This is a genomic window from Caulobacter sp. UC70_42, from assembly GCF_044056025.1.
GTDB lineage: Bacteria > Pseudomonadota > Alphaproteobacteria > Caulobacterales > Caulobacteraceae > Caulobacter.
Genome location: NZ_CP171994.1, coordinates 1727486 through 1752697, shown reverse-complemented (window position 1 = coordinate 1752697; position 25212 = coordinate 1727486). Strand labels below are relative to the sequence as shown.

General features: G+C 67.6%; 17 protein-coding genes and 4 pseudogenes. 12 read left to right on the top strand and 9 right to left on the bottom strand.

Annotated features, from left to right (window positions below; all coding sequences use genetic code 11):
- Positions 1-3: 3 nt before the first annotated feature.
- A pseudogene (locus ACHMW8_RS09000) lies at positions 4-228 on the bottom strand (glycoside hydrolase N-terminal domain-containing protein); the annotation flags it as partial.
- Positions 229-654: 426 nt separating this feature from the next.
- On the opposite strand from ACHMW8_RS09000, the gene ACHMW8_RS08995 reads away from it, so the two are divergent.
- From ACHMW8_RS08995 to ACHMW8_RS08985, 3 genes are all read left to right on the top strand, one after another.
- Positions 655-2367: a glycoside hydrolase family 43 protein gene (locus ACHMW8_RS08995; RefSeq protein ID WP_395445323.1), complete on the top strand. Its 1713-nt coding sequence runs from the start codon at positions 655-657 to the stop codon at positions 2365-2367.
- 93 nt (positions 2368-2460) lie between these two features.
- Positions 2461-4038, top strand: coding sequence for an alpha-N-arabinofuranosidase (locus ACHMW8_RS08990; RefSeq protein ID WP_395445931.1), 1578 nt, complete (start codon positions 2461-2463; stop codon positions 4036-4038).
- A 175-nt stretch (positions 4039-4213) separates the two neighbouring features.
- Positions 4214-4951: a FadR/GntR family transcriptional regulator gene (locus ACHMW8_RS08985; RefSeq protein ID WP_125157171.1), complete on the top strand. Its 738-nt coding sequence runs from the start codon at positions 4214-4216 to the stop codon at positions 4949-4951.
- 9 nt (positions 4952-4960) lie between these two features.
- On the opposite strand, the gene ACHMW8_RS08980 is transcribed toward ACHMW8_RS08985, so the two are convergent.
- From ACHMW8_RS08980 to ACHMW8_RS08965, 4 genes and pseudogenes are all read right to left on the bottom strand, one after another.
- Complete coding sequence (locus ACHMW8_RS08980; RefSeq protein WP_395445322.1) at positions 4961-6328, bottom strand: family 43 glycosylhydrolase; 1368 nt, start codon at positions 6326-6328, stop codon at positions 4961-4963.
- 223 nt (positions 6329-6551) lie between these two features.
- Positions 6552-8356, bottom strand: a pseudogene (locus tag ACHMW8_RS08975) (IlvD/Edd family dehydratase).
- Between the two features lie 186 nt (positions 8357-8542).
- Positions 8543-9100: a hypothetical protein gene (locus ACHMW8_RS08970; RefSeq protein WP_395445321.1), complete on the bottom strand. Its 558-nt coding sequence runs from the start codon at positions 9098-9100 to the stop codon at positions 8543-8545.
- Positions 9076-9804: an MFS transporter gene (locus tag ACHMW8_RS08965; RefSeq protein WP_395445320.1), complete on the bottom strand. Its 729-nt coding sequence runs from the start codon at positions 9802-9804 to the stop codon at positions 9076-9078. The genes ACHMW8_RS08970 and ACHMW8_RS08965 overlap by 25 nt, the downstream gene beginning before the upstream one ends.
- Before the next feature lie 176 nt (positions 9805-9980).
- Here ACHMW8_RS08965 and ACHMW8_RS08960 point away from each other — a divergent pair, with 176 nt between their 5' ends.
- Genes ACHMW8_RS08960 through ACHMW8_RS08950 form a run of 3 tightly spaced genes read left to right on the top strand, consistent with a single transcriptional unit; the run spans position 9981 to position 13055 of the window.
- Complete coding sequence (locus ACHMW8_RS08960) at positions 9981-11126, top strand: aldose epimerase family protein (RefSeq protein ID WP_395445319.1); 1146 nt, start codon at positions 9981-9983, stop codon at positions 11124-11126.
- A gap of 19 nt (positions 11127-11145) precedes the next feature.
- Positions 11146-12132 carry an AraD1 family protein gene (araD1, locus tag ACHMW8_RS08955; protein ID WP_395445318.1) on the top strand — a complete coding sequence of 329 codons (987 nt, stop codon included), beginning with the start codon at positions 11146-11148 and terminating at the stop codon, positions 12130-12132.
- Positions 12129-13055: a Gfo/Idh/MocA family protein gene (locus ACHMW8_RS08950; protein WP_395445317.1), complete on the top strand. Its 927-nt coding sequence runs from the start codon at positions 12129-12131 to the stop codon at positions 13053-13055. Before araD1 ends, ACHMW8_RS08950 begins: the two co-directional genes overlap by 4 nt.
- 30 nt (positions 13056-13085) lie before the next feature.
- Here the strand turns inward: ACHMW8_RS08950 and ACHMW8_RS08945 are convergent, their stop codons facing one another.
- Positions 13086-14201 carry an alpha/beta hydrolase gene (locus ACHMW8_RS08945; RefSeq protein WP_395445316.1) on the bottom strand — a complete coding sequence of 372 codons (1116 nt, stop codon included), beginning with the start codon at positions 14199-14201 and terminating at the stop codon, positions 13086-13088.
- Between the two features lie 267 nt (positions 14202-14468).
- Between ACHMW8_RS08945 and ACHMW8_RS08940 the strand changes: the two genes are divergently transcribed.
- Both ACHMW8_RS08940 and ACHMW8_RS08935 read left to right on the top strand, forming a co-directional pair.
- Positions 14469-14912: a hypothetical protein gene (locus ACHMW8_RS08940; RefSeq protein ID WP_395445315.1), complete on the top strand. Its 444-nt coding sequence runs from the start codon at positions 14469-14471 to the stop codon at positions 14910-14912.
- Positions 14909-16498 (top strand): alpha-L-arabinofuranosidase C-terminal domain-containing protein, encoded by a 1590-nt coding sequence (locus ACHMW8_RS08935; protein WP_395445314.1) that lies wholly within the window; start codon positions 14909-14911, stop codon positions 16496-16498. Before ACHMW8_RS08940 ends, ACHMW8_RS08935 begins: the two co-directional genes overlap by 4 nt.
- A 31-nt stretch (positions 16499-16529) precedes the next feature.
- On the opposite strand, the pseudogene ACHMW8_RS08930 reads toward ACHMW8_RS08935, so the two are convergent.
- The 3 genes and pseudogenes from ACHMW8_RS08930 to ACHMW8_RS08920 form a co-directional block, all read right to left on the bottom strand.
- A pseudogene (locus ACHMW8_RS08930) lies at positions 16530-17553 on the bottom strand (cupin-like domain-containing protein).
- The gene (locus ACHMW8_RS08925; protein WP_395445313.1) at positions 17550-18053 is read right to left on the bottom strand and encodes a SapC family protein; all 504 of its coding nucleotides are present in this window, start codon (positions 18051-18053) and stop codon (positions 17550-17552) included. The pseudogene ACHMW8_RS08930 and the gene ACHMW8_RS08925 overlap by 4 nt, the downstream one beginning before the upstream one ends.
- Before the next feature lie 25 nt (positions 18054-18078).
- A pseudogene (locus ACHMW8_RS08920) lies at positions 18079-18231 on the bottom strand (multidrug transporter); the annotation flags it as partial.
- Between the two features lie 434 nt (positions 18232-18665).
- Between ACHMW8_RS08920 and ACHMW8_RS08915 the strand changes: the two are divergent.
- The 4 genes from ACHMW8_RS08915 to ACHMW8_RS08900 all read left to right on the top strand — a co-directional run bounded on the left by ACHMW8_RS08915 (position 18666) and on the right by ACHMW8_RS08900 (position 25204).
- The gene (locus ACHMW8_RS08915) at positions 18666-19004 is read left to right on the top strand and encodes a TonB-dependent receptor plug domain-containing protein (RefSeq protein ID WP_395445312.1); all 339 of its coding nucleotides are present in this window, start codon (positions 18666-18668) and stop codon (positions 19002-19004) included.
- 84 nt (positions 19005-19088) lie between these two features.
- Positions 19089-21482, top strand: a complete 2394-nt coding sequence (locus ACHMW8_RS08910; protein ID WP_395445311.1) for a TonB-dependent receptor — start codon at positions 19089-19091, stop codon at positions 21480-21482.
- A 65-nt stretch (positions 21483-21547) separates the two neighbouring features.
- The gene (locus ACHMW8_RS08905; protein WP_395445310.1) at positions 21548-23092 is read left to right on the top strand and encodes a tryptophan halogenase family protein; all 1545 of its coding nucleotides are present in this window, start codon (positions 21548-21550) and stop codon (positions 23090-23092) included.
- Positions 23093-23584: 492 nt separating this feature from the next.
- A complete protein-coding gene (locus ACHMW8_RS08900) occupies positions 23585-25204 on the top strand; it encodes a right-handed parallel beta-helix repeat-containing protein (protein WP_395445309.1) in 1620 nt (539 codons plus the stop codon).
- Positions 25205-25212 lie beyond the last annotated feature (8 nt).

Here is a 25212-nt window from a genome sequence, read left to right as displayed (position 1 = left end):
GAGCTTCAGGTCGCCGATCGTCTGGTAGGCCATCTGCCGCCTGGGCGTACCCAGGAACCTGGCGTCGGCCAGCTTGGTGGCCTGGGCGTATTCGCCGGCGTCGATCAGGCGGCGGATCTCCGGCAGCGCCGCCAGCGCCTCGGGATTGGCCGGATCGTATGGCCCTCCAGCCCAAAGGGTGTCTTCGTTCAGCTGCAGCCGCTCGGACGCGACGCCGCCGAACACCATCGCGCCCAGCTTGCCGGAGCCGACCGGCAGGGCCTCGAACCCATTCCCTGGCCGGCTGGCGATACCAGAGGCGCGGCGGCGAGGCCTTGGTCCGCGCGGCGCGCGCCGGCGCCGCGGTCAGGGCCGAGGCGGCGCCGAGGACGGCGAGCGTGGAGCGGCGAGTCAGCGTCATAATACTCCGACAAAAGCACACTCGCGCGCCAGCCTACAAGCTGGATCGCGACAACCGACTCACCCCCAAAAGTTAGCGCTACCATTACTTCATTTCGCGCGTTAGGGTTGGCTAGGCCATGACGCATGGCGATCCGGACGGGCGACTTGCCCGACATAATAACGACCGCGCGCCGACGCGGCAGGGAGAGACGAAACGTCATGTCAGCGCACGCTTCGCTAGGTCGTCAATCGCGACAATCGCTCCATGGACGGATGCTGAGCCTGGCCGCCGCCCTGGCCTTGCTCGCCGGAACGGCCCATGCGCAGGCGCTCAATCCGGCCTCGAGGGCCGCGCCGACGGCGGCGTTCGATTGGTTCGAATACGAAGGCGCGGATCCGTCGGACGCGGCTTTCAAGCCGACCGCCGGCCAGTACGCCAATCCTATCCTCAAGGGCACCTATCCCGACCCGGCGGTCATGCGTGTCGGCAAGGACTTCTATTTCGTCAGCTCGACCTTCGCCTGGTTCCCGGGCCTGCCGATCTTCCATTCGACGGATCTCGTGCACTGGAAGCAGATCGGCAACGCCATCGACCGCCCAGGCATGCTCGACTTCGGGCGTCTGGGCCTCTCGCGCGCGGTGTTCGCGCCGACGCTGAGCCACCACGACGGCACGTTCTACCTCCTCAACACCTGTGTCGACTGCAAGGGCAACTTCCTGATCACGGCGAAGGACCCCAAAGGCCCATGGTCGGACCCGGTCTGGCTGCCGAAGGTCGAGGGCATCGATCCGTATCTCTTCTTCGACGACGACGGCGCCGCCCTGATCGTCTTCAATGGCGAGCCCCCGGGGCCGCCTGAATACAGCGGCCACCGCGCCATCTGGGCGATCGCCTACGACATCAAGACCGGAAAGACCGTCGGCGAACGCAAGCTGCTGCTGGACAAGGGCGTCAATCCCGCCGCCAAGCCGATCTGGCCCGAAGGCCCGCACATCCTGAAGAAGGACGGCTGGTACTACCTCATCGCGGCCGAGGGCGGCACGGCCGAAGGCCACAGCCAGGTCGCCCTGCGCTCCAAGAGCGCCTGGGGGCCGTACGTTCCGTACCCGAACAATCCGATCCTGACCCAGCGCGGCCTGCCGAAGGACCGTCCCCTGCCGATCACCTCGGCCGGCCACGCCAACCTGGTCGACACGCCGGACGGAAAGTGGTGGGCGACCTTCCTGGCGGTGCGCCCCTATGGCGACGACCTCTACAACACCGGCCGGGAGACCTTCCTGCTGCCCGTTGAATGGAAGGACGGCTGGCCGATCATTCTCGAGAACGGCAAGACCATTCCCTACGTCCACGCCAAGCCGGATCTGCCGGAGACGACGCCAAAGCCGCCGCCGACGGCCGGCGCCTTCAAGGCTCGCGACGAGTTCGATGGCAAGGCCTTGCCGCTCAACTGGGTGACCATGCGGATCCCTCGGGAGCGCTGGTGGCGACTGGACGGCGGCAAGCTGATCCTGACCGCGCGGCCCGAGACCATCGGCGGCATGACCCAGCCCTCCTTCTGGGGACGCCGCCAGCAGCATCAGAACGCCAGCGCCGCCACCAAAATGCGCTTCCGCCCGACCAAGGTCGGCGACAAGGCGGGCATGGTCGCGGTGCAGAACGACAGCCACTTCTTCTTCCTGGGCCTGGAGCGGAACGCCCAAGGTCGGGACGAGATCGTGCTCGAACGCCGCGCCGGCCCCAACGACCCGGAAAGCGGCGTGAAGATCGCCAGCGCACCGGTCACCCTGAAGGCGGGTGCGCCCGTGTGGCTGAAAATCACCGCCCGGGGCGGCGCCTACGATTTCTCGTACGCCCTGGCCGCCGGACAGTGGAAGACCCTGAAGGCCGACGAGGATGGATCGATCCTCTCGACCAAGAAGGCCGGCGGCTTCGTGGGCGCTCTGCTGGGCGTCTACGCCCACGACGGCGGCGCCCAGGGCCAGTGAACACCGACGCGGACTTTTGACCAACGGAAGACGGCGCCGAGGCGACCGTCAACGATGCGCCCAGAGGCGCCGAGGGGAGACAAGATGACCAGAATGACGTGGCCGATGGCCGCCTGCGCCCTGACGCTCGCCGCGACCGCGCCGGCGCTGGCCCAGACCAAGACGGATGCGCCGATCGCGGTCCGCATCGAGGCCGGCGCGCCCGGCGCCAAGATCGATCGCAACATCTTCGGCCAGTTCGCCGAGCACCTGGGCAGCGGCATCTATGGCGGCGTCTGGGTCGGCAAGGACTCGACCATCCCCAACGTCCGCGGCATCCGCACCGACGTCGTCAAGGCGCTGCGCGACATCAAGGTGCCCAATGTGCGCTGGCCGGGCGGCTGCTTCGCCGACGAATACCATTGGCGCCACGGAATCGGCCCGATCGAGGGCCGCCGCAAGACCATCAACTCCAACTGGGGCGGCGCGGTCGAACCCAACACCTTCGGCACCGACGAGTTCATGGACTTCGTCGGCCAGATCGGGAGCGACGCCTATATCTCCGTCAATGTCGGCTCGGGCACGGTGCAAGAGGCGGCAGAGTGGGTCGAGTACATGACCGCCGATCCGGAGACGACGGCCGGCAAGGAGCGCGCCGCCAACGGCCACCGCGAGCCCTACAAGATCAAGTATCTGGGCCTGGGCAATGAGAGCTGGAGCTGCGGCGGCGCCATGCGGCCGGAGTACTATGCCGACCTGATGAAGCGCTACGCCCGCTTCGTGCGGAACTACAATCCCAAGCAGACCGGCGCCGACGCCATGCAGCGCATCGCCGTGGGCCCCGACCAGGGCAAGCCGGCCTATACCGAGGCGGTGATGGCCGCCCAGAAGGCACACGACTGGGCCTGGAATATCGAAGGCCTGTCGCTGCACTCCTACACGACCGGCGGCTGGCCGCCGTCGTTCTCCAGCACCAAGTTCGACGAGACCGCCTACGCCAAGCTGCTGAAGGAAACGCTCGGCATGGACGGGCTGATCACCAAGCACGCCGCGATCATGGACAAGTATGATCCGGAGAAGAAGGTGCCGCTGGCCGTCGACGAATGGGGCGTGTGGCTGGCGCCGCTGGAGGGCACCAATCCGGGCTTCCTGGTCCAGCAGAACTCGATGCGGGACGCGCTTGTCGCCGCCCTCAACCTGAACATCTTCGCGCGTCACGCCGACCGCGTGCGGATCACCAACATCGCCCAGATGATCAACGTGCTGCAGGCGATGATCCTGACCGACAAGGACAAGATGGTCCTGACGCCGACCTATCACGTCTACAAGATGTACCTGCCCTTCCAGGACGCGACCTTCGTGCCGGTGAAGTTCGACGCGGGCGCCTACACGCAGGGAGACATCACCCTGCCGCGCATCGACGCCATCGCCGCGCGCGACACCCAGGGCAAGCTATGGCTGGCGGTCTCCAACCTCGACCCCGTCAAGTCGGCCAGCGTCCGGGCCGACATCACCGGCGCCCAGGCCGCCACCGCCACGGGCCAGGTCATGACGGCGCCGCGCGTCGACAGCGTCAACACCTTCGACGCGCCCAACGCGGTCGTGCCCAAGCCCTATACGGCGAAGGCTGGCGCTGGCGGCCTGACGCTGGAGGCGCCGCCCAAGTCGATCATGGTCGTCCGCCTGGACTGACGACGTCTGGTGATTTCCCGCATGATGGCGAGGGCTCCCATCGCATCATGCGGGCAGGAACCCTTCGCCGTACGACCCCGGCGATCATGCGCGGCGGCAAACTTGCCTGACAACTTGCCAACGGCCGCGGGCTTGCGCTTATAGAAACGAGCGCATCCCGCAGGAGCCCGAGCCCATGTCCACCGACGAACCAGACGACAAGTCGATCCCCCGATCGGCGAGAGGGTCTGGTCGGCGGCTGCGGGGCGCGGTGGCGCACTATCTGGGCAGCGCCATCGTCTCGGGTCAGATCGCGCCCGGCGAGACGCTGACCGGCGAAATCGCCAACGCCGAGGCCCTGGATGTCTCGCGCAGCGCCTACCGGGAAGCCGTCCAGGTCCTCACAGCCAAGGGCCTGGTCGAGAGTCGCCCCAAGGCGGGCACCCGGGTCCTGCCGCGTAGCCGCTGGAACATCCTGGATCCGCAGGTGTTGGCCTGGGCCTTCTCGGCCGAACCCGACGTCAGCTTCGTGCGCGACCTGTTCGAGCTTCGGGCGATCGTCGAGCCCGCCGCGGCGCGCCTCGCCGCCGAGCGACGCGACAAGGACGACCTCAAGGCCATGAAGGACGCCCTGGCCAAGATGAGGCGTCACACCCTGGCGACCGAGGCCGGCCGCGCCGCCGACCGCGCCTTTCACGACGCCCTCCTGGGCGCCACGCACAACAGCGCGATGATGGCGCTCAGCGCCAGCATCAGCGCCGCTGTCAGCTGGACCACCGAGTTCAAGCAGCGCTCGCGCGCCCTGCCGCGCGATCCGGTGCCCGACCACGCCAAGGTCTTCGACGCCATCGCGGCGGGCGATCCCGACGCGGCGAGCGCGGCCATGCGGGCCCTTGTCGACCTGGCGCTGGATGACACCCGATCGGCGATGTAGAGCGCCGGTCTAGGGTTTGCTCAGCGTGAAGCTGTCGACATCCAGGCGACCCGGGCCGCCAGCGGGATTGTAGCAGAAGAGACCGAACTGCTGACCCTGGAAGGTCCCGGTCCGCCAGTCGAAGGCCAGCGGAAAGTCGCCCGGCATGGCCGTCCAGACCTTGCCGTCCAGGCTATAGGCCAGTGCGGCCTTGTCGGTCGTAAAGTCCATCTCCGCCGAGAGCCAAAGGTCCTTCAACGGGATCGGCCGCGCGTCTGCAGCCGCCGTCGTCTTCGGTCCGTCCTCGGTGCTTTCGATCAGGCGCGCGCTGAGTTCGCCGCGCCCCTGGGGCCGTGCGGGTGACCACCAGCTGGCTCGAGAACTTGCCGAAGGTCCCGAAGCCGCAGGCGTCGCCCTTGGCGATCCCGCGCGCATCCAGCTTGACGACGGCGCGGCCGCGCGGCCCCTGCCCTTTTCTGCCAGCAGCGTGTTGCGAGCCGTCCAGAAGCTGTTGCTGGTCGTCGCCTTCAGCCGCAGAAAGCCGGGCCGTTCGGCGAGCGACCAGCGGCTGTCGTCGGGATTATGGTTCCACTGCCATTGGCGACCCAACGCCTTGCCGCCGAAATCGTCGGAGCTGGGCGGCTCGACGAAGGCCCCGCCGGCGATGGGCTTGGCGGCGACGTCGGGCACGCGGCCGGGCGCCTCGGGCGTGCCCCAGACCGGCCAGTCGTCTTGCCAGAACACGGGGCTGATGTTGGTCACCCGCCCGATAGCGCCGGCGTCGCGCATGACGAAGCCGTACCAGCCGCCGTCCGGCAGATCGACCAGCGCGCCCTGGTGCCCGCCGGTGGTGTCGTCGATCTGGTCGCGGGTCTCCCACGGCCCGGTCAGGCTGCGAGCGCGCGAGACGGTCAGCGCCAGGCGTCTCGGGATGGCGTTGAACAGATAGTACCAGTCGCCGCGCTTGATCAGCTTGGAGCCCTCGGCGCCCCGGTAGTAGTGGATCTTCTGCGCGCTGGTGACGGCGCTCAGGTCGGCGTTGAGGCTGAGGAGGGTGATCGTGCCGTCCGCGCTGCTGGCGGTGGCGATATAGCCTTTGCCGTCGTCGTCGAAGAACAGGGCGGGGTCGAAGGCTTCGCGATCGAGCTCGCGCATGCTCCAGGGCCCGCGGATATCGGCGGCGGAATAGATCCGGGTGTTCCGTCCCACCGGCGTGACGGCGATGTAGAAGCGCCCGCCATGACGGCGCAGGCTGGGGGCGTAGACGCCGTGGCGATAGTCGCCGCCGTCGGCCAGGTCGTATTTGGGATTGCCCGTCAGCTTCGGCATCACGTGGCTGACGATGTCCCAGTTCACCAGGTCTCGGGAGTGCAGGATCGTCAGGCCCGGCGCGTTCACGAAGGTGGTTCGAGGCGAAATAGAAGTCCTCGCCGACCCGGATGATGTCGGGATCGGGGTAATCCGCGTAGAGCGGCGGATTGTGATAGGTTCCCTGCCCGCTATCGGAACGCCAGACCTGGGCCTGGACGCTCGCGGCGGCGCAGGCCAGGCCCAGGGCTAGGGCCGACACGATCAGCTTGGATGGCTTTGACATGAGGCCCTCGCATGGTCGCCGCGGCGACTAGTGGTTGTCGCGCGGCAGGCCCTTGGTCTGGGCGATGCGCTGGTACTTGACGGCCGGCTCGAGGACCGCGCCCGTCTCCATCTGGCCGACCACCGCGCGCTGCATTTCCTGCCACGGCGTCTGGCTTTCCGGATAGGCGAAGCCGCCCGCCGCATCGAGAGCCTTGCGGCGCTCGACGATCTCGGCGGCCGAGACCAGCACGTCGACACGAGACTTGCGCAGATCGAAGCGCACGCGGTCGCCGGTCTTCAGCAGCGCCAGGCCGCCGCCCACCGCCGCTTCCGGCGAGGCGTTGAGGATCGAGGGCGAGCCCGAGGTGCCCGACTGACGCCCGTCGCCCACGCACGGCAACTGGTGGACGCCTTGTTTGATCAGGTAGTCGGGCGCGCGCATGTTCACGACCTCGGCCGCGCCGGGATAGCCGACGGGCCCCGCCCCGCGCATGAACAGGATCGAGTTGGCGGTGATCCCAACCGCCGGGTCGTCGATGCGACGGTGATAGTCCTCGGGTCCGTCGAACACGACCGCGTCGCCCTCGAAGGCGTCCGGGTCATCGGGATTGGACAGATAGCGCTCGCGGAACTCCTGGCTGACCACGCTGGTCTTCATGATCGCCGAGTTGAACAGATTGCCGCGCATGACCACGAAGCCCGCCCGTTCGACCAGCGGCCGCGAGAAGGGACGGATGACGTCCTCGTCCTCGATCACGGCGCCGCGATACTGCTCGCCGATGGTCTGGCCGGAGGCGCACTTGGCGTCCTCTCGAATCAGCCCCTGCTCGATCAGCTGGCCGAACACCGCCGGCACGCCGCCGGCGCGGTAGTAGTCCTCGCCGAGATATTCGCCGGCGGGCTGCAGGTTGACCAGCAACGGCACCTGCTCGCCGGTCTGTTGCCAGTCGTCGATCGACAGCTCGACGCCGATGTGGCGGGCCAGGGCGTTCAGGTGGATCGGGGCGTTGGTCGAGCCGCCGATCGCCGAGTTGACGACCACGGCGTTCAGGAACGCGTCGCGGGTCAGGATGTCGGACGGCTTGAGGTCCTCATGCACCATGTCGACGATACGCAGGCCGGTCCGGTAGGCGTTCTCCTGGCGGTCGCGATAGGGCGCGGGGATCGCCGCCGAGCCCGGCAGCGACATGCCCAGGGCCTCGGTCAGCGAGTTCATGGTCGTGGCCGTGCCCCATGGTGTTGCAGTAGCCGGTCGACGGCGCGGAACTGGCCACCAGCTTGATGAAGCCCGCATTGTCGATCTCGCCGGCCGCCAGCATTTCGCGGGCCTGCCAGACGATAGTGCCCGAGCCGGTCCGCTTGCCCTTGTGCCAGCCGTTCAGCATGGGCCCGACCGACAGGGCGATGGCCGGAATGTTTACCGTCGCCGCCGCCATCAGGCAGGCTGGCGTGGTCTTGTCGCAGCCGATGGTCAGCACCACGCCGTCGATCGGATAGCCGTAGAGCAGCTCGACGAGACCCAGATAGGACAGGTTGCGGTCCAGTCCGGCGGTGGGACGCTTGCCGGTCTCCTGAATCGGGTGGACGGGGAACTCCAGGACAATCCCGCCGGCCGAACGAACGCCTTCGCGCACCCGCTCGGCCAGGACCAGATGATGCCGGTTGCAGGGCGACAGATCCGAGCCGGTCTGGGCGATGCCAATGATCGGCTTGCCCGACTGCCAGCTCTTCCAACGACAGGCCAAAGTTCATGTAGCGCTCGAGATAAAGCGCGGTCATGTCGGTGTTGTCGGGGTTATCGAACCAGGCGCGCGAACGGAGCTTGGGTGCGTCGCTTGTGGAGGAAACCATGAAGAGCCTTGTCGTTGCTTAGTCCGGCTCGGCCGCCGGTCGCTTTGCCAAACTCCATCAGAGTGGCAAATCACCGCGTGTCGCGCTCGTATTTGTCTGACTATAATTTCAACGAAACACGGTCAATCGACCAGGCCGAGCCTTGGCCGCGCGCGCAACCGCATTGCGCGCGCGGCGGAGCCGAATTCAGGCCGTGTCGCCGACCTTGTCCGTGGCCGGCGCGTCCCCGGTCGGCTTGCAGCCCCAGAGCGCGTAGAACAGCACATACAGCTCGCACACCGCCGTCAGCAGGAACGACACCTGCAGGCCATAGGCGTCGGCGATCTGCCCCTGAACCACCACGAGCGCGCCGCCGGCGATGGCCATGACCAGGAGCCCAGAGCCCTCCTCGGTCAGCGGCCCCAGGTTCTTGATGCCCAGCGTGAAGATGGTGGGGAACATGATCGAGTGGAAAAGGCCCACGGCGATCAGGCTCCACATGGCCAGGGGCCCATGGGCCAGGACCGTGACGATCATCACGATGAACGCCAGCAGGCTGGCTATCGCCAGGATCTTCTCCGCGGCGACCTTGCGCATCAGCTGACTGCCGACGAAGCGGCCGACCATCATCCCGCCCCAGAGCAGGAAGAGGTAGCGCGAGGCCTGGGCATGGGTGACGCCGCCGATCTCGGGCGCGGAGATGAAGTTGATGAAGAGGTTGCTGACGCCGATTTCGGCGATCAGGTAGATGAAGATGGCCGGCACGCCGAGCACCAGATTGCGGTGCGCGACAGCGAGTGCTTCTTGCGCTCCTCCGCGCCGGCGCGCTGGGCGGCCAGGCCCAGCTCTGGCAACTTGTAGAAAGCGATCACCACCGCCAGCCCAACCAGCACCAGCGCCACGATCAAATAGGGCAATTGCACCGACTGGGCGTCGGCCAGGCGCTGGGCCGGGGTGAGCACCGCCCCGGCCTGGCTGTTGCCCGAGGCTGAACGCGACAGGATCAGCCAACCGCCGAACAGCGGCGCCAGCGTCGTGCCCATGGAGTTGAAGGCCTGCACGAGATTGAGACGCGAGGACGCCGTCTCGGGCGGTCCGATCACCGCCACATAGGGGTTGGCGGCGACCTGCAGCAGCGTGATCCCCGAGGCGATGATGAACAGCGCCGTCAGCACCACGCCGTAGGACGGGATCCGCGCGGCCGGGATCATCAGCAGCGCGCCCAGCGCCATGATCAGCAGGCCCGTCACCATGGCGCGCTTGTAACCGATCTTCTCGATCAGCTTGGCCGAAGGCAACGAGGCGACGAAATAGGCGATGAACCAGGTCGATTCGATCAGGGTGGTCTGGGTGTAGTTGAGATCGAACACCGAGCGCAGATGCGGCAGCAGGGTGTTGTTGATCACCGTGATGAAGCCCCACATGAAGAACAGGCTGGCCAGCAGGGTCAGGGCCGATTTCTGCGTCACCGCGGAGCCGCCTTCCGACCGCGCGGCCGACGTCGTGGGCGCTGGCGCCATTGGATAGTCTCCCGAATGTGATGCTCGACGCGACGTCGGTTGCGCGCCTTTGTTTTGTCGGAGTATATGACCATCACCATGACCGTCAATCGAGAGCGGTCAAGACGATCGGGGAGAAGGTTCGAATGCGCATCGCAAACCTGTCGGTTGGAGCAGCGGTCCTGCTGACGCTCGCCGGCCCGATCGCCGGTCATGCCGCGACCCTGTCGCGCGCCGCCTTCGGCCAGACGCCTTCGGGCGAAGCGGTGGAAGCCTTCACCCTGACGAACGGCCATGGGATCAGCGCCACCGTGATCACCTACGGCGCCACCCTCCAATCGCTGGTGGCGCCGGGCCGCGATGGAACCAAGGCCGACATCGTGCTCGGTTTCTCCGACGCCGGCGCCTATGCGCGCAACGCCAGCTATTTCGGCGCGACGGTCGGACGCGTGGCCAACCGCATCGGCAAGGGCCGTTTCACGCTCGACGACAAGAGCTACCAGCTGGCCCTGAACAACGATGGCGTCGCCGCCCTGCACGGCGGGGTGAAGGGCTTCGACAAGGTCGTCTGGAAGGTTCTGGACGCCAAGTCGGACGCCGCCGGGGCGTCCGTGACCCTGGGTTATGTCAGCCCGGACGGCGACCAGGGCTATCCGGGAACCCTGACCGCCACGGCGACCTACGCCCTGGACGAGAAGAACCAGCTGACGGTGACCTACGGCGCGACGACGGACAAGCCGACCATCGTCAACATGAGCAATCACGCCCTGTTCAACCTCGCGGGCGAAGGCTCGGCCGACGGCGCGATGGGCAATGTCCTCACGCTGCTCGCCGACGGTTACACGCCCGTCGACGCCGAACTGATCCCGACCGGCGAGATCAAGCCGGTGGCCGGCACGCCCTTCGACTTCCGCAAGCCGACCGCCGTCGGCGATCGGATCCGCGACGCGCGCGATCCGCAGATGGTCATCGGCCGGGGCTACGACCACAACTACGTCCTGAATGGCAAGTCCGGCGCCCTGCGTCTGGCCGCGCGCCTGTCGGATCCCAAGAGCGGCCGCACGCTGGACGTCCTGTCGGACCAGCCCGGCATCCAGTTCTACGCCGGCAATTTCATCGACGGCACGATGGTGGGCAAGAGCGGCAAGATCTATCGCCAGGGCGATGGCATCGCGCTGGAGCCGCAGCACTTCCCCGACGCCCCGAACAAGCCGGCCTTCGCCTCGATCCGCCTGAACCCGGGCGAGCGCTACAGCAACCGCATGGTCTTCAAGCTCTCCATCGCGAAGTAGACCGTAAGGACATTCCCAGATGACGTTTGTACAATTTGTCGACGGCTCCGGTCGGCGCGGCCTGGCGATGCTCGACGACGAGGGAACCGCCCGTCAGGTCGGCGTCGCGGACACCCTGCTGGACCTGGCCCACAAGGCGATGGCCGCGCGATCGACCCTGGTCGAGACCGCGCGATTGGCGCTTGGCGAGACGGTCGACATCGCCGCAGCGCTGGCCGAGGGCCGCGTACTGGCGCCAATCGACCATCCCGATCCCGCCCACCTGTTCCTGACCGGCACCGGCCTGACCCATCTCGGCTCGGCCGAGGGCCGGGACAAGATGCACAAGGCCGCCCAGTCGGGAGAACAGCTGACCGATTCCATGCGGATGTTCCTGATGGGCGTCGAAGGCGGAAAGCCCGCCCCCGGCCAGACCGGCGTACAGCCCGAGTGGTTCTACAAGGGCGACGGCTCCCAGTTGGTCGGCCCCGGCCAGCCGCTGACCTCGCCCAGCTTCGCCCAGGACGGCGGCGAGGAGCCCGAGATCGCCGGCGTCTACCTGATCGGTCCCGACGGCGCGCCGTATCGGCTGGGCTTCTGCCTGGCCAACGAGTTCTCCGACCACGTGATCGAACGCGGCAACTACCTGTGGCTGGCCCACTCCAAGCTGCGCAACGCAGCGCTCGGTCCCGAGCTGCTGCCGGGCGCCCTGCCCGCCGACGTGCGCGGGACCAGCCGCATCGTCCGCGACGGCGAGACCGTCTGGGAAAAGCCCTTCCTGTCGGGGGAGGCGAACATGTCCCACGCCATCGCCAATCTCGAGCATCACCACTTCAAGTACGACCTGTTCCGCCGCCCAGGCGACGTGCACGTCCACTTCTTCGGCACCGCCACCCTGTCCTTCTCCGAGGGCTTCCAGACCCAGGAAGGCGATGTGTTCGAGATCGAGGCCGCGCCGTTCCGCTATCCGGTCAGCAACCCGCTGGCCCGAGCGGTCGACCAGCCCGTGACCGTGAAGGCGCTGTGACCCCGATCCGCCTCGCTCTCGTTGGCCTGGGCAAGATCGCCCACGACCAGCACGCGCCGGCCATCGCCGCCGATCCGCGGTTCGAGCTGACCGCCGTCGTCAGCCGTCACGCCGGTCTCGACGGCGTGGCCCACTTCGCCAGGCTGGAGGACCTTCTGGCCGACGGCCTGGCGATCGACGCCGTGGCCTTGTGCACCCCGCCCCAGCCGCGTCACGCCCTGGCGCATCTGGCGCTGGCCGCCGGCAAGCACGTCATGCTGGAAAAGCCGCCGGGCGCGACGCTGAGCGAGGTCGAGGACCTGCGCCAGGTCGCGGCCGCCCGGGGCCTGACCCTGCAGGCGACCTGGCACTCGCGCCACGCCGCCGCGGTCGAACCCGCGCGCGCCTGGCTGGCCGAACGGACGGTCCAGGCCGTGCGGATCCATTGGAAAGAGGACGTCCGCGTCTGGCATCCGGGCCAGGACTGGATCTGGGAAGCGGGCGGCCTGGGCGTCTTCGACCCCGCCATCAACGCCCTGTCGATCGCCACGCGCGTCCTGCCCCGCCCGTTCTTCCTGTCGCGCGGTCTGCTGCACGTGCCGGCCAATCGTCAGTCGCCGATCCAGGCCGAGCTGGACTTCCGCGACGCGGCCGGCGCGCCGATCCGCGTCGAGCTGGACTTCCTCCAGACCGGGCCGCAAAGCTGGGACATCGAGGTCGACACCGACGACGGCGCGCTGAAGCTGACGAACGGCGGCGCCAAGCTGTGGATCGACGGCAAGCTGCTGCACGAAGGACCCGACCGCGAATATCCAGGCCTCTACGACGCCTTCGCCCAGCTCATCGCCGACGGGGCCAGCGACGTGGACACCTCGCCGCTGCGCCATGTCGCCGACGCGTTTCTGCTCGCCGAGCGCCGCGTCGCGCCGGCCTTCGACTGGTAAGGCCGCGAGGCCTTACCAGCGCAGAGCAGGCTAACGAGCCTCGAAGGCCAGGTTGCGGCTGAAGAACGGCAGCACGTGATCCTGGAAGCGGGTCGGAACGTCGCTGGTATGGTCGCCGGGATAGATCTCGAAGCTGTTGGCCAGGCCGTAGCGATCCATCACCGCGTGAAGCTTGGCCGCGTCTTCCTTCAACCCGTCCCGGTCGCCGACGTCGATGGCGATCCCCTTGTAGCGCTTCAGGGCGCCGACATACTGGTCGATGAAGGCCAGGGGCGCGTTGGCGGCCCACTTGGCCACCACGTCCGGCCGGGTCACGCCGTTCTCGACCGGCAGGTCCAGATAGAGCGGCGGCTTCTGCGGATTGGGCGACCAGGCCGCGGCCGTGGCCAGTTGGGCGCGCAACCCCCAGGGCAGCTTGGTCGCATCCTGCAACGTCTTGACCTCGGCCAGAGCGGCGGCCGCGCCAGGAGGGGCCTGGGCCGGGTCACGCGGCGACAGGCAGCAGGGGCTCATCATGTAGAGTGCGCCGAACACGTCGGCATGGCGCATGCCGATCCGGCTGGCGCCGTATCCGCCCATCGAGTGGCCCACCAGGCCGCGACTCTCGCGCCGGGCCAGGGTGCGATAGTGCTGGTCGACATAGGCGACCAGGTCCCGGGACACGAAGGTCTCGAAGTCGCCCGTGGTCTGGGAGCTGGAATACATCGAGCCGTTGTGCACGGTCTTGCTGTCGGGCAGCACGACGATCACCTCGCCCGCGCCCTTGGCGAAGGCCCCCGCGATCGTCTGGGACGCGTGGATCTCGCCGCTCCATTGCTCGGCGCCAATCGAATAGCCGTGCAGGGCGTAGACGACCGGGTAGCGCCGCTTGGGGTGGCTGGCATAGCCCGGCGGCAGGAACACCAGCACGTCACGGTCGGCGGTCTCGCCCTCGAGGTTGCCCTCGATCGCCGACGAATGGACCTTGATGCGCTGGAGCGTGACCGGCTTGGCGCCGGCGACGACCGGGGCGCCTTGGTGGCCACCTGGGCCTCCGCCACGGGCGCGACCGAAAGCGCGAGCGCCACCGCGCAGGCCACCTTGATCCAGCCCAGGCGACGCCCGGCTTTGATGTTCGACCTCTTCATTCCAACCCTCCCTCTTCACTTTTGCGATCTTGCGTCGCGCGCTTTGTTAGCGTTACCATTTGTCGGTCTAAAATATTTCGACGTCAACCAGCGCCGTCTGGGCTGCAGGCCGTCCCCGGGAAGTCGCCATCCAGCGCCATAACGAACATTTAAACGAGAAAATCGACGAGGACGGATGCCACGAAGATGGCGCTGCGCGTCGCGCTCATAAGTGAAAAAGACTGAGTAGTTAGGGAGAAGACAATGCGATACGGACTGATGCTGGGCGCGTGCTTGGCTGGGGTCGATGGCGGTCGCCACCATGACCTGGGCGGCGACGCCGGTCACCGTGACCATCGACGGCGCCCAGCGCGCCGCGCCGATCACCAAGTACGAATACGGCATGTTCATCGAGCCGATCGGCGGACTGGTCGCCCGCACGCTGTGGGCCGAGATGCTGGACGACCGCAAGTTCTACTACCCCGTCGTCGCGCCTGCTCTCGATCAACCTCCGCCGCTGAACGCCGAGGGCCGCCCCGGGGTGACCTATCGCAAGCGGTCGCCCATCGGCGCGGACGACGCGGTGACCATGGACGCCAAGGCGCCCTATGTCGGGAAGCAGAGTCCCATGATCCGCGTGAACGCGACGACGCCCAAGGGCCTGTCGCAGGCCGGCATCGGCCTGGCGAAGGACAAGCGCTACGACGGCTACCTCCAGTTGGCCGGCGATCCGGCGCCAGGATCGAAGTGACTCTGATCTGGGGCGACGGTCCTGAAGCACGCCAGACCGTGACCCTGCCCGCGCCGGGCGCGGACTGGAAGCGCGTCGACTTCAGCTTCACCCCGACGGCCGACGCCACCGACGCCCGCCTGGAGATCACCGGCCTGGGCTCGGGATCGTTCCGCGTTGGCGCGGTGTCCCTGATGCCTTCCGACAATATCCGGGGCTGGCGCGCCGACACCACCGCCATCGCGCGATCGCTCAATTCGGGCATGTGGCGGCTGCCCGGTGGCAACTTCCTGTCGGACTGGGATTGGCACAGCGCCATCGGACCGCGCGACAAGCGGCCGCCGATGTTCGATCATGCCTGGAGCGCCATGCAGCCCGACGACATCGGCATGGACGAGTGGATGGATCTGACCAGGATCATCGGCGTCGAACCTTATGTCACCGTCAACGCCGGCCTGGGCGACGCCAATTCGGCCGCCGAGGAGGTCGAGTATCTCAATGGCCCGGCCACCAGCACCTGGGGCTCCCGTCGGGCCGCCAACGGCCACCCCGAGCCCTATGGCGTCAAGTTCTGGAACATCGGCAACGAGCCCTACGGCTGGTGGCAGATCGGCAAGACCTCGCTCGACTATTTCATGATCAAGCACAACGCCTTCGCCGAAGCGATGCGGGCGGTCGATCCGACCATCACCCTGATCGGCTCGGGCGCCATGCCCGACCAGATGCATCCCAAGGACACCAAGGAAAACGCCTCCCTGGAAAGCATCGCCCCCAAGTTCGGGACCGAGTGGGACTGGACCGGCGGCCTCCTGGACAAGGCCTGGGGCAATTTCGACGGCATTTCCGAGCACTGGTACGACCGCCCCGAGGAACGGCCGAACGCGCCCAAGGACGCCGAACTGATCGAATATGTCCGCGCGCCTTCGAACCAGGTGCGGATGAAGGCCGAAGAGTGGAAGATCTACCAGAAGCGCTTCCCGGCGATGGAGGCCAAGAAGATCTTCCTGTCGATCGACGAGTACGCCTATTTCGGCGAGGTCAATCTCAAGTCGGCCCTCGCCTACGCCATGGTGCTGCAGGAGATGCTGCGTCACACGGACTTCCTGACCATGGGCGCCTTCACGACCGGCGCCTCGACCATGGACATCACACCCACCGACGCCAAGCTCAACACGACGGGCCTGATCTTCAAGCTCTATGGCGAGCGCTTCGGGACCGGCGTCACGCCGCTGGCCGTTCAAGGCCAGGTCCCGCAACCGGCGCCGCGCTATCCCGTAGGCTTCGCTCACCCCCAGGTGCGCGCCGGCAGCTCGACCTACCCCCTCGACGTGATCGCCGGCATGACGCCGGACGGCAAGGCCCTGCGGGTCGGCGTCGTCAACGCCACCTTCGACAGCCAGACCGTGAAGCTCGATCTGAAGGCGCTGAACATTGGCGGCGCCGGCCGGAAGTGGGTGCTGAGCGGCCCGGATCTGAAGGCCCAGAACAAGGTCGGCGCACCGAATGGCGTCACCGTTACTGAGAGCTCGGCCACCAAGCCCGCCAAGGGCCTTTCGGTCTCGCCCACCTCGGTGACGATCTTCGAGTTCCCGATCGCCCGGCGCTGACGTCAGCGGGCGCCGGTCTTGGGACCGGCGCCTAGCCGCCGCGGAGGGCGCGCATGACCAGGGCCCGGACGCGGCCATGGGCGCTCTTGTCGAGCAGGCCGTGGCGCTCGACCGGCAGATGGGCCAGCGGATGACCGTCGGGTCGGAAGACGTAGTGATCGAAGAACGCCCGCCAGGCCGCGCGCTCGGCCGGCGGCCGCTCGGCGATCGCGGTCATGGCCAGCATCATCGTCAGGTAGGGCGCGTCGGGACCGACCGCAGCGGCGTCCCACCAGTAGTTGACCAGCATGTTGACGGGCTCCAGCGCCTCGACCTGGTGCCACCAGAGCTTCGGAAGAAACAGCGCGTCGCCGGGCTGAAGCTCGACCACCCAGGCGCGGGACGCGGCGGTCGCGAACCGCGGATACCCGCGGATCACCGTCCGGGGCGTTGGCCGCCATGGAGATGGGCTGGCCCGCCAGGGTGTGATCGATCGGCCCGACATAGAGATCGCCGACCGCGTCGGGCGGATAGAGGGTGAAGCGTCGTCGCCCCGCCACGACGCAGGCGATGTTGTCGTAGGTGTCGTAGTGGCAGGCCACGCGGGCCGCGTTGCCGAGCCAGACGCGCGGCCGGATCGCCGGCGCCAGCAGGTCGAGCCGGTTGTCCTCGTCAAAGCCCGGAACATAGTCGTCGACCGGGAGCGAGCCCATGTAGTGGGTGGCGAGGCGGGCGTCGGCGGCGGCCCGCCCCATGCGATCCAGCCCCTGGGCCAGGGTCATGGATACGCGATCGAAATTGAACCCTTCCGGCCCGTCGCCATAGTCGTAGCGCCCGGCGATGGCTGGCGCGCCGACGAAGGTCTCGCCCATGCGGTCCGTCGCGTAGCCGAGGAGATAGGCCGCCAAGGTCGGCCAGCCTTCGTTGGCGGCCCGCACGGCGGGCCAGGCGCGGCATAGCCCCGCGAGCACGACCGGCTCGCAGCCGGCGGCCAGTTCGGCGAAGGCCTCCGCTCCGCCTGGGGCAAGATCTCCAGGTTCGATCCGCCGGGGCCCCGAAGAGGAGGGCGGCTTCATGCGGCGAGCTTGTCGTTCCGCAGCTTGGCCAGGGCCGAAACCTGCCTGAGCGATCCGCTCATCGCGTAGATGAGTTGCAGATCCCCGCGCCGGAAAAGCCCCAGCGCGGCCGCGTCATCGAGCTCGCTCAAGGCGTCGAGGCTAACCGTATAGAGCCCGTTCAGGGAGAGGCGCCGGCCGTCATCGAAGGAGAGATCGATGTCGATCGGTTCGATCAGCTTCAGCGACAGCAGTCCCTGTATGAAGCCTTCACTCTCAGCGACGCCCGCCCGCAGTTGAGCCAGAACATGCTGCAGCCGGCGGGTGGCGGCGGTGGGCTCGCCCTGCGCGTCGAAAAGCGGCGCGCCCTGGCCGGCGGCGAACCTGGGATGATCAAGGTCGACGGCGATCGCGCCGCCGTCCGTCAGGAAGACCCCCTGGCGCTCGAGGTCCAGGGGCGTGAACGAGGCCTGGGTCGTTTCCCCGACGCCAACAAGACTCTCCGCCGGGCTCGAAGCCAAACATGGCGCCCGCGTAGAATTGGCCCGTGTCCGCGTTCTTGGTCAGGAAGATGGGGCACACGGCCGCCGCCGCGACGAATTCCGACGGCACGATCTGGACGAAGTGCGGGCCGGCCGCTGGAAGCTGGCCAAGCCGCAAGCGGCCGTGATCCTGGGCGTTCAACAACTGCAGATCCATCGTCCCTCCCCGCCGCTCATGTTGATCCGAGCGGCCTTGGCGACCCTTAACGCGTCCAGCGTCAGACGTCTAACGCGACGATAATTACACCGACAAATAGATATTGATACCGGTACCTTTTCGGACTACCGTTCGCCCATAGGCATAAAAATGCATGTGGGAGGATATGATGCGCTACCGACGCCATGCTTTGGCGAAGCTCCCTCATACCCAGTGAATTCGCGAGCTTACAACGCTCTCGGATAAGGCCGGCCACACGTGCCGGTAACAAGTCATCCCATGACACCTGGAGGGGGAAATGAAGCTATCCAACTTTTCTTATCAGAGTAAATCCGCGCGCGGATTGGGCGGCAAGCTCGCCCTGGTCGGCGCGTCGAGTTCTGCTGGTCCTCAGCCTCTGCGGCGCCGCCAACGCGGCGGAAAACGCCGACGAGGTGATCGCGACCGCCTCGCCCATGGCCGCTCCAGCGGCGGAACCGGCCGCGGCGCCGCAGGCCTCCGATCAAAGCGTGGTCGAGGAAGTCATCGTCACGGGCCTGCGCGGCTCGCTGCAACGCAACCTCGACATCAAGCGCAGTTCGGCCGGCGTCGTCGACGCCATCTCGGCCGAGGACATCGGCAAGTTCCCCGACTCGAACGTGGCCGCCTCGCTGCAGCGCCTGCCGGGCGTATCGATCCAGCGCTCCGGCGCGCGCGGCGAGCCGCAAGGCATCACCGTCCGCGGCTTCGGCGGCGACTTCAACGAGACCCTGTACGACGGCCGCCGGATCTGACGGCGACCGGCGGTCGCTCGGTCGATTTCAGCACCGTCGGCGCCGACTTCGTCGGCGGCCTGAGCGTCCTGAAGAACTCCGGACGTGTCGCTGTCGAGCAGCTCGATCGGCGCCACGGTCAACGTCTCCTTCCCCAAGCCCTTCGACAAGCCGGGCCGCCGCATGGCCCTGACCGCGTCGGGCTCGGTGCAGGACGACGCCGGCAAGTTCGTGCCCACGGTCGGCGCGCTGTTCAGCGACACCTTCGCCGACAACAAGTTCGGGGTGCTGGTCGACGCGATGTACACGCGACACGACACCCAGACCAACCGCGTCTATGTCAGCGGCTGGCCGGGCGGCTACTATGCGCCGTGCCAGCTGACGGCGGCCTGCACGCCCGCCCAGCTGTCCGCGGGCAAGACGGTCCTGGGCTGGTTCGAGCAACAGGCCGGCGCGACCCAGATCTACACCAAGGATGAACGCCTCGACGGCCGCATCGCCCTGCAATGGGCGCCGGTCGAGGGCGTGACGATCACCCTGGACGACAACTATTCGCGCCAGAGCATCCGCGCGGACAACTTCGGCTACGGTATCTGGTTCAACCAGGACGGCCTTCGGAACGTCAAGCTTGACGAAAACGGGACGACGGTCGACTTCACCCAGGCCGGCTCGCAGACCGACTTCACGGCCGGCACCGACCGTTCGGTCCTGAGGACGAACCAGACCGGCCTGAACCTGCAGTGGGAAGTCTCCGAGAACCTGAAGTTCGAGGCCGATGGCAGCTACGCCAAGAGCTGGCTGAACCCGGGCGGCGAGATCACCAGCGACAACGCCGACGTCGGCTATGGCTTCGGCATCGGCCCGGCTCTGGGCATCAGCATCGGCGGCAGCAGCGACAACACGCTGCCAGTCCTGCACGGCTACGGCCCCAACGGCGACGGCAGTCGCTGGGCGGACACCTCGGTGATCGGCTCCCACGTGGTGGTGCGCCAGGCCCAGCAGAACACCGACGTCGTCAAGCAACTGCGCTTCGCCGGATCCTGGGAACAGGACGGCTTCAAGATCAAGGCCGGCGGCACCTATCTGGAAGACCACTACCAGTTCCAGCAAAGCAACACGTTCGTGAACAACTTCTGGCAGGCCTATCCCGGCTACGGCCCCGCCTCGGGTCCGAACGGCGGGGTCATGGTCCCGGCCAGCCTGTTCACCGAAAAGGTCAGCACCAAGAACTTCATCCCCGGCTTCGACGGCGCCCTGCCGCCCTACCTGCTGAAGTTCGACGCCCGGGAGTATCAGAAGTTCCTGACCGGCCTGGGCAACCCGCAAGCCAAGAACATCCCCGGCTTCAATTACGGCGGCAGCGGCGTCGGCACCCAGTTCACCGGCGCGTTCGACATGGCGCTCGACAACGGCAGCATCCGCGACATCACCGAGAAGACGTGGTCGCTGTTCGTGAAGGCCAATTTCGACATCGAGGTGGCCGGCATGCCGTTCCACTTCAACGCCGGCGTCCGCGAGGAAAACACCCACGTCACCTCGGCCGGCTTCGGTCAGGTCCCGACCGCGATCACGCGCAGCGCCGGGGATCCCACCCTGCTGACCGTGTCGCTGAGCGCGCCTCAGAGCGTGTCGACCAAGAGCAACTACTCGTACCTGTTGCCCAGCCTCGACATGAAGCTGGAGCTGACGGACAGCATCCACCTGCGTCTGGACGCCTCGCGCACCCTGACCCGCCCGGGCCTCAACCTGCTGACCCCCGTGGCCAGCGTGGGCACCGGCCAGCGCGTCGGCGCCCTGACGGCCAGTGGCGGCAGCCCCTCGCTGAAGCCCTATCTGGCCGACAACTTCGACGCCGCGGTCGAGTGGTACTACAAGCCCAACTCGTATGCGGCGGTGAACTTCTTCATCAAGGACGTCAGCAACTTCATCGTCGGCGGCACCCAGCGGCAGACGATCAACGGCGTGATCGACCCGACGACCGGCCAGCCGGCGATCTTCAGCGTCACCCAGCAGGTGAACGGACCGGAAGCCACCGTGCGCGGGGTCGAGCTGGCCTGGCAGCACGTGTTCGGCGACAGCGGCTTCGGCTTCAACGCCAACGCCACCTTCGTCGACACCAACAAGCCCTACGATCCTAAGGACATCTCCCAGAGCGGCTTCGCGATCACGGGCCTGGCCAATTCGGCAAACCTCGTGGCCTTCTATGACAAGAACGGTCTGGAGGCGCGCGTGGCGGTCAACTACCGCAAGGAGTATCTGCGCGCTTTCGGCCAGAACCAGAACACCGGCGCATTCGGCTCCGAGCCGACCTTCGAGAACCCGAACCTGCAGATCGACTTCAGCACCAGCTATGCGATCACCAAGCAGATCACCGGGTTCTTCGAGGCTCTTAACCTGACCAACGAAGTCCAGAGCACGCACGGGCGGTTCGACAACCAGCTGCTCGACGTGTTCGCCTACGGTCGACGCTATACGGCCGGGGTCCGCTTCCGCTTCTAGTATTCCCCTCCCCTAGACTGGGAACGTCGAGCCGTCGTTCCCAGTCGCTTTTTCTTCGATAGGCCATGGTCCGTCCCGTCAAGAATATCGTCATCGTCGGCGGCGGGACCGCGGGCTGGCTCACCGCCGGGGTCATCGCCGCCAAGCATCGGGCGCGGCAGTCGACCGGCTTCACGGTCACCCTGGTGGAGTCGCCGACCACGCCGATCATCGGCGTCGGCGAGGGCACCTGGCCAACCCTGCGCACGACCCTGGCCAAGATCGGGGTGTCCGAAACCGACTTCTTCCGCGAGTGCGATGCCGCGTTCAAGCAGGGCGCCAAGTTCGCGCGCTGGACCACGGGCGAGCCCGACGACGCCTATTATCACCCGCTGGTGCTGCCCCAGAGCTTCGGGCAGATCAACCTGGCCCCCCACTGGCTGGCCGGCGACGCGTCTGGCAGCTTCTGCGACGCCGTCTGTCCGCAGGGCCGCCTCTGCGACGAGGGCCTGGGGCCCAAGACCATCACCGCCCCGCCCTATCAAGGCGCGGCCAACTACGCCTACCACCTGGACGCGGGCAAGTTCGCGCCGTTCCTGCAACGCCACTGTTGCGACAAGCTGGGCGTCCGCCATGTCCTGGCCGACGTGCGCGGCGTGGCTCTCGCCGAGAACGGCGACATCCGCGCGGTCGTCACCGAACAGGCCGGCGAGATCGAGGGCGACCTCTTCGTGGACTGCACCGGCTTCAGGTCTCTGCTGCTGGGCGAAACGCTTGGCGTGAAGTTCCGCGACTGCGGCGACATCCTGTTCTGCGACACGGCGTTGGCCGTGCAGATCCCGTACGAACGTCCCGACAGCCCCATCGCCACCCACACCATCTCGACGGCTCAGTCGGCGGGCTGGATCTGGGACATCGGCCTGCCGAGCCGGCGCGGGACCGGACACGTCTATTCCAGTCGCCATATCTCCGACGACGACGCCGAGCGCGAGCTGCGGGCCTATCTCGGTCGGGACGGCAAGGACCTGACGGTCCGCAAGATCGCCATCCGCTCGGGCCACCGCGAAACCTTCTGGAAGCGCAACTGCGTGGCCGTGGGCCTGGCGGCGGGCTTCCTGGAGCCGCTGGAAGCCTCGGCCATCGTGCTGATCGAGCTTTCGGCCAAGCTCATCGCCGAGCAGATGCCCGCCTGCCGCGAGGTGATGGACATCGTGGCCTCACGCTTCAACGCCACGACCCACTACCGCTGGGGCCGGATCATCGACTTCCTCAAGCTGCACTATGTGCTCAGCCAAAGGACCGACACCGCCTTCTGGCGCGACAACCGCGACCCGGCGACCATCCCCGAGCGCCTGTCGGACCTGCTGCTTCTGTGGCGTCACCAGCCGCCGTGGCTGCACGAGGAGTTCGACCGGGCCGACGAGGTGTTTCCCTCGGCCAGCTACCAGTATGTGCTCTACGGCATGGGCTTCCGCACCGAGGTCGAGGCCGCCGCGCTCGCCGACGAGGCGGCCCTGGTTCAACGCGCCCTGCGCGAGAACGCCCTGCAAAGCGAACGTCTTCTGTCCAGCCTGCCGAAACATCGCGACCTCATCCGCAAGATCGTCGAGCACGGCCTGCAGCCTGTATGACGCGCGATACATCGCTCTTCCATCGCGGTCGCGCGGCCGTCCTGTTGTCCGCTGTCCTGGCGAGCGGAGCGGCCCATGGCGCGCAGCTACCGCCGGCGCCCAACATCCCCGTCATGACGGCCGCCGACCGTCCCAACTCGGAAAAGGCGTTCTCCTCGGTCGAGATCCACGAACGCCCCGCGCCCGTTCCCATCGTCTTCGAGGTCGCGCCGGGCGGCTCGGATAGCGCCGACGGCGCGCCCGGCCGCCCCTTCGCGACCCTGGCCCGCGCCCAGGCCGCGGTGCGGTCGGTCAACAAGACCCACTCGGTCACGGTGCGGCTCGCGGACGGGGTCTACCGCCTGACCAAGCCGCTGCGCTTCTCGGTCGAGGACGGCGGCCAGGACGGCTATGTGGTCCGCTGGGAAGCGGCGAAGGGCGCGCGGCCCATCCTCTCGGGCGGCCAGCCGATCCAAGGCTCGGCGCCAGGCGGACGCCGCGCGCGACATCTGGGTGGCCGACATTCCTCGCGGCGCCGATCCGCGCCAGATCTGGGTCAACGACCGGCTGGCGCACCGCGCGGCGGTCGAGGCCCCTCGCAAGGCCTTCGCCTTCCACGACTGGGGCATCCAGATCGTCGATCCGGCCTGGCGCTTCCTCGCCGACCTGCCCGACCAGACACGGCTGGAGGTGGAGAACACCGGCTTCTTCACCGACCGTCGCGCCCGGGTCGAGCGCATCCAGGGCGACCGCATCGTCCTGGCCCAGCCGGGCTGGCGCAACAATCTGATCGGCTACGACACCTTCGCCCGGCCGGTCTCCGGCGATAGGGCGCGCTTCTTCATCGGCAACGCCCTGGCCTTTGTCCGGGCTGGCGGCGACTGGTGGGCCGATCCCGCCCAAGGCAAACTCTACTACAAGCCACGCGACGGCGAGGTCATGGCCTCGAGCCAGGTGGTCATGCCGCGCCTGGAAGCCCTGGTCTCGATCGCCGGCCGTCCTGGCCAGCCCGTGCGCGACCTGCAATTCGCGGGCGTCGGCTTCGCCCACACCAGCTGGCTTGGCCCCTCCAGCGCCGAGGGCTACGCCAGCCAGCAGAGCGGCGCCTTCCTGTCGGGCCAGGTCCCGAACTATCCCAGCGATCCGATCCGCGACTGCAGCTGGGGATGCTGGGCCTTCGAGAGGATGCGGAACCAATGGCGGCAGCAGCCGGCGGCGGTTCAGGTCGCCGCGGCCGCGCGCGTCCTCTTCGAGGACGCCGAGTTCGCCCACCTTGGCCAGATCGCGCTCGGCATCGGCAATGACGCCAGCGCCAATCTGAGCGGGGCGGGCCTGGAGACACGCTCGGTCGAGGTGGTCCGCAGCCGCTTCCACGACCTGGCCGGCGGCGCGATCATGGTCGGCGGCGTCTCGCCCGACGCGCACCACCCGGCGCGCCCGGAACAGGCCGTGCGCGACATCATCATTCGCGACAACACCATCCAGGGCGTCTCCCAGGTCTATCGGGAACAGGCCGCGATCCTGGTCACCTATGCGAGCGCCGCCGTGATCCTGCACAACGAGGTCTCGGACGCGCCCTATGACGGCATCGACGTGGGCTGGGGCTGGGGCGTCAACGACCCGGGCGGCAACACCGCCTACATGACCCTGGGACGCGGCTACTACGACCAGCCCGGCAACCGCGTCTACGACACGCCGACCACCCTGCGCGACACCGTGATCGTCGGCAATCGCGTCCATGGCGTGAAGCGGTGGTTTCCCGACGGCGGCGCCATCTATCACCTGTCGGCCGATCCCGGCGCCCTGATCGCGGAGAACCACGTCTACGACGTCCCCGGCGGCATCGGCGTCTATCTCGACGAAGGGTCGCGATACGTCACCGTGCGCGACAACGTCTTCGACGGGCTCGGCCTGTGGGTCAATCTGAACGCGCTGGACGGCGCCTATCCGCGCCGCACGGCGGCGGACAACGTCGCGCGCGGCAACTGGCATAGTGGCGGCAAGGCCAACGGATCCTGGTCCGACTACGCCAACAACCGCCTGATCGACAACGTCGCCGTCGAGGGACAGGCCTGGCCCGCGCCCGCCCGCGAGATCATCTCGCGCGCCGGTCCCCGCCCCGCCAAGCCCTGAACACAGCC

Coding starts and splice junctions, on each gene's coding strand:
- araD1 (WP_395445318.1), top strand. CDS start 11,146: ATGACGTTTGTACAATTTGTCGACGGCTCCGGTCGGCGCGGCCTGGCG.
- ACHMW8_RS08995 (WP_395445323.1), top strand. CDS start 655: ATGCTGAGCCTGGCCGCCGCCCTGGCCTTGCTCGCCGGAACGGCCCAT.
- ACHMW8_RS08990 (WP_395445931.1), top strand. CDS start 2,461: ATGACGTGGCCGATGGCCGCCTGCGCCCTGACGCTCGCCGCGACCGCG.
- ACHMW8_RS08985 (WP_125157171.1), top strand. CDS start 4,214: ATGTCCACCGACGAACCAGACGACAAGTCGATCCCCCGATCGGCGAGA.
- ACHMW8_RS08960 (WP_395445319.1), top strand. CDS start 9,981: ATGCGCATCGCAAACCTGTCGGTTGGAGCAGCGGTCCTGCTGACGCTC.
- ACHMW8_RS08905 (WP_395445310.1), top strand. CDS start 21,548: ATGGTCCGTCCCGTCAAGAATATCGTCATCGTCGGCGGCGGGACCGCG.
- ACHMW8_RS08940 (WP_395445315.1), top strand. CDS start 14,469: ATGGCGGTCGCCACCATGACCTGGGCGGCGACGCCGGTCACCGTGACC.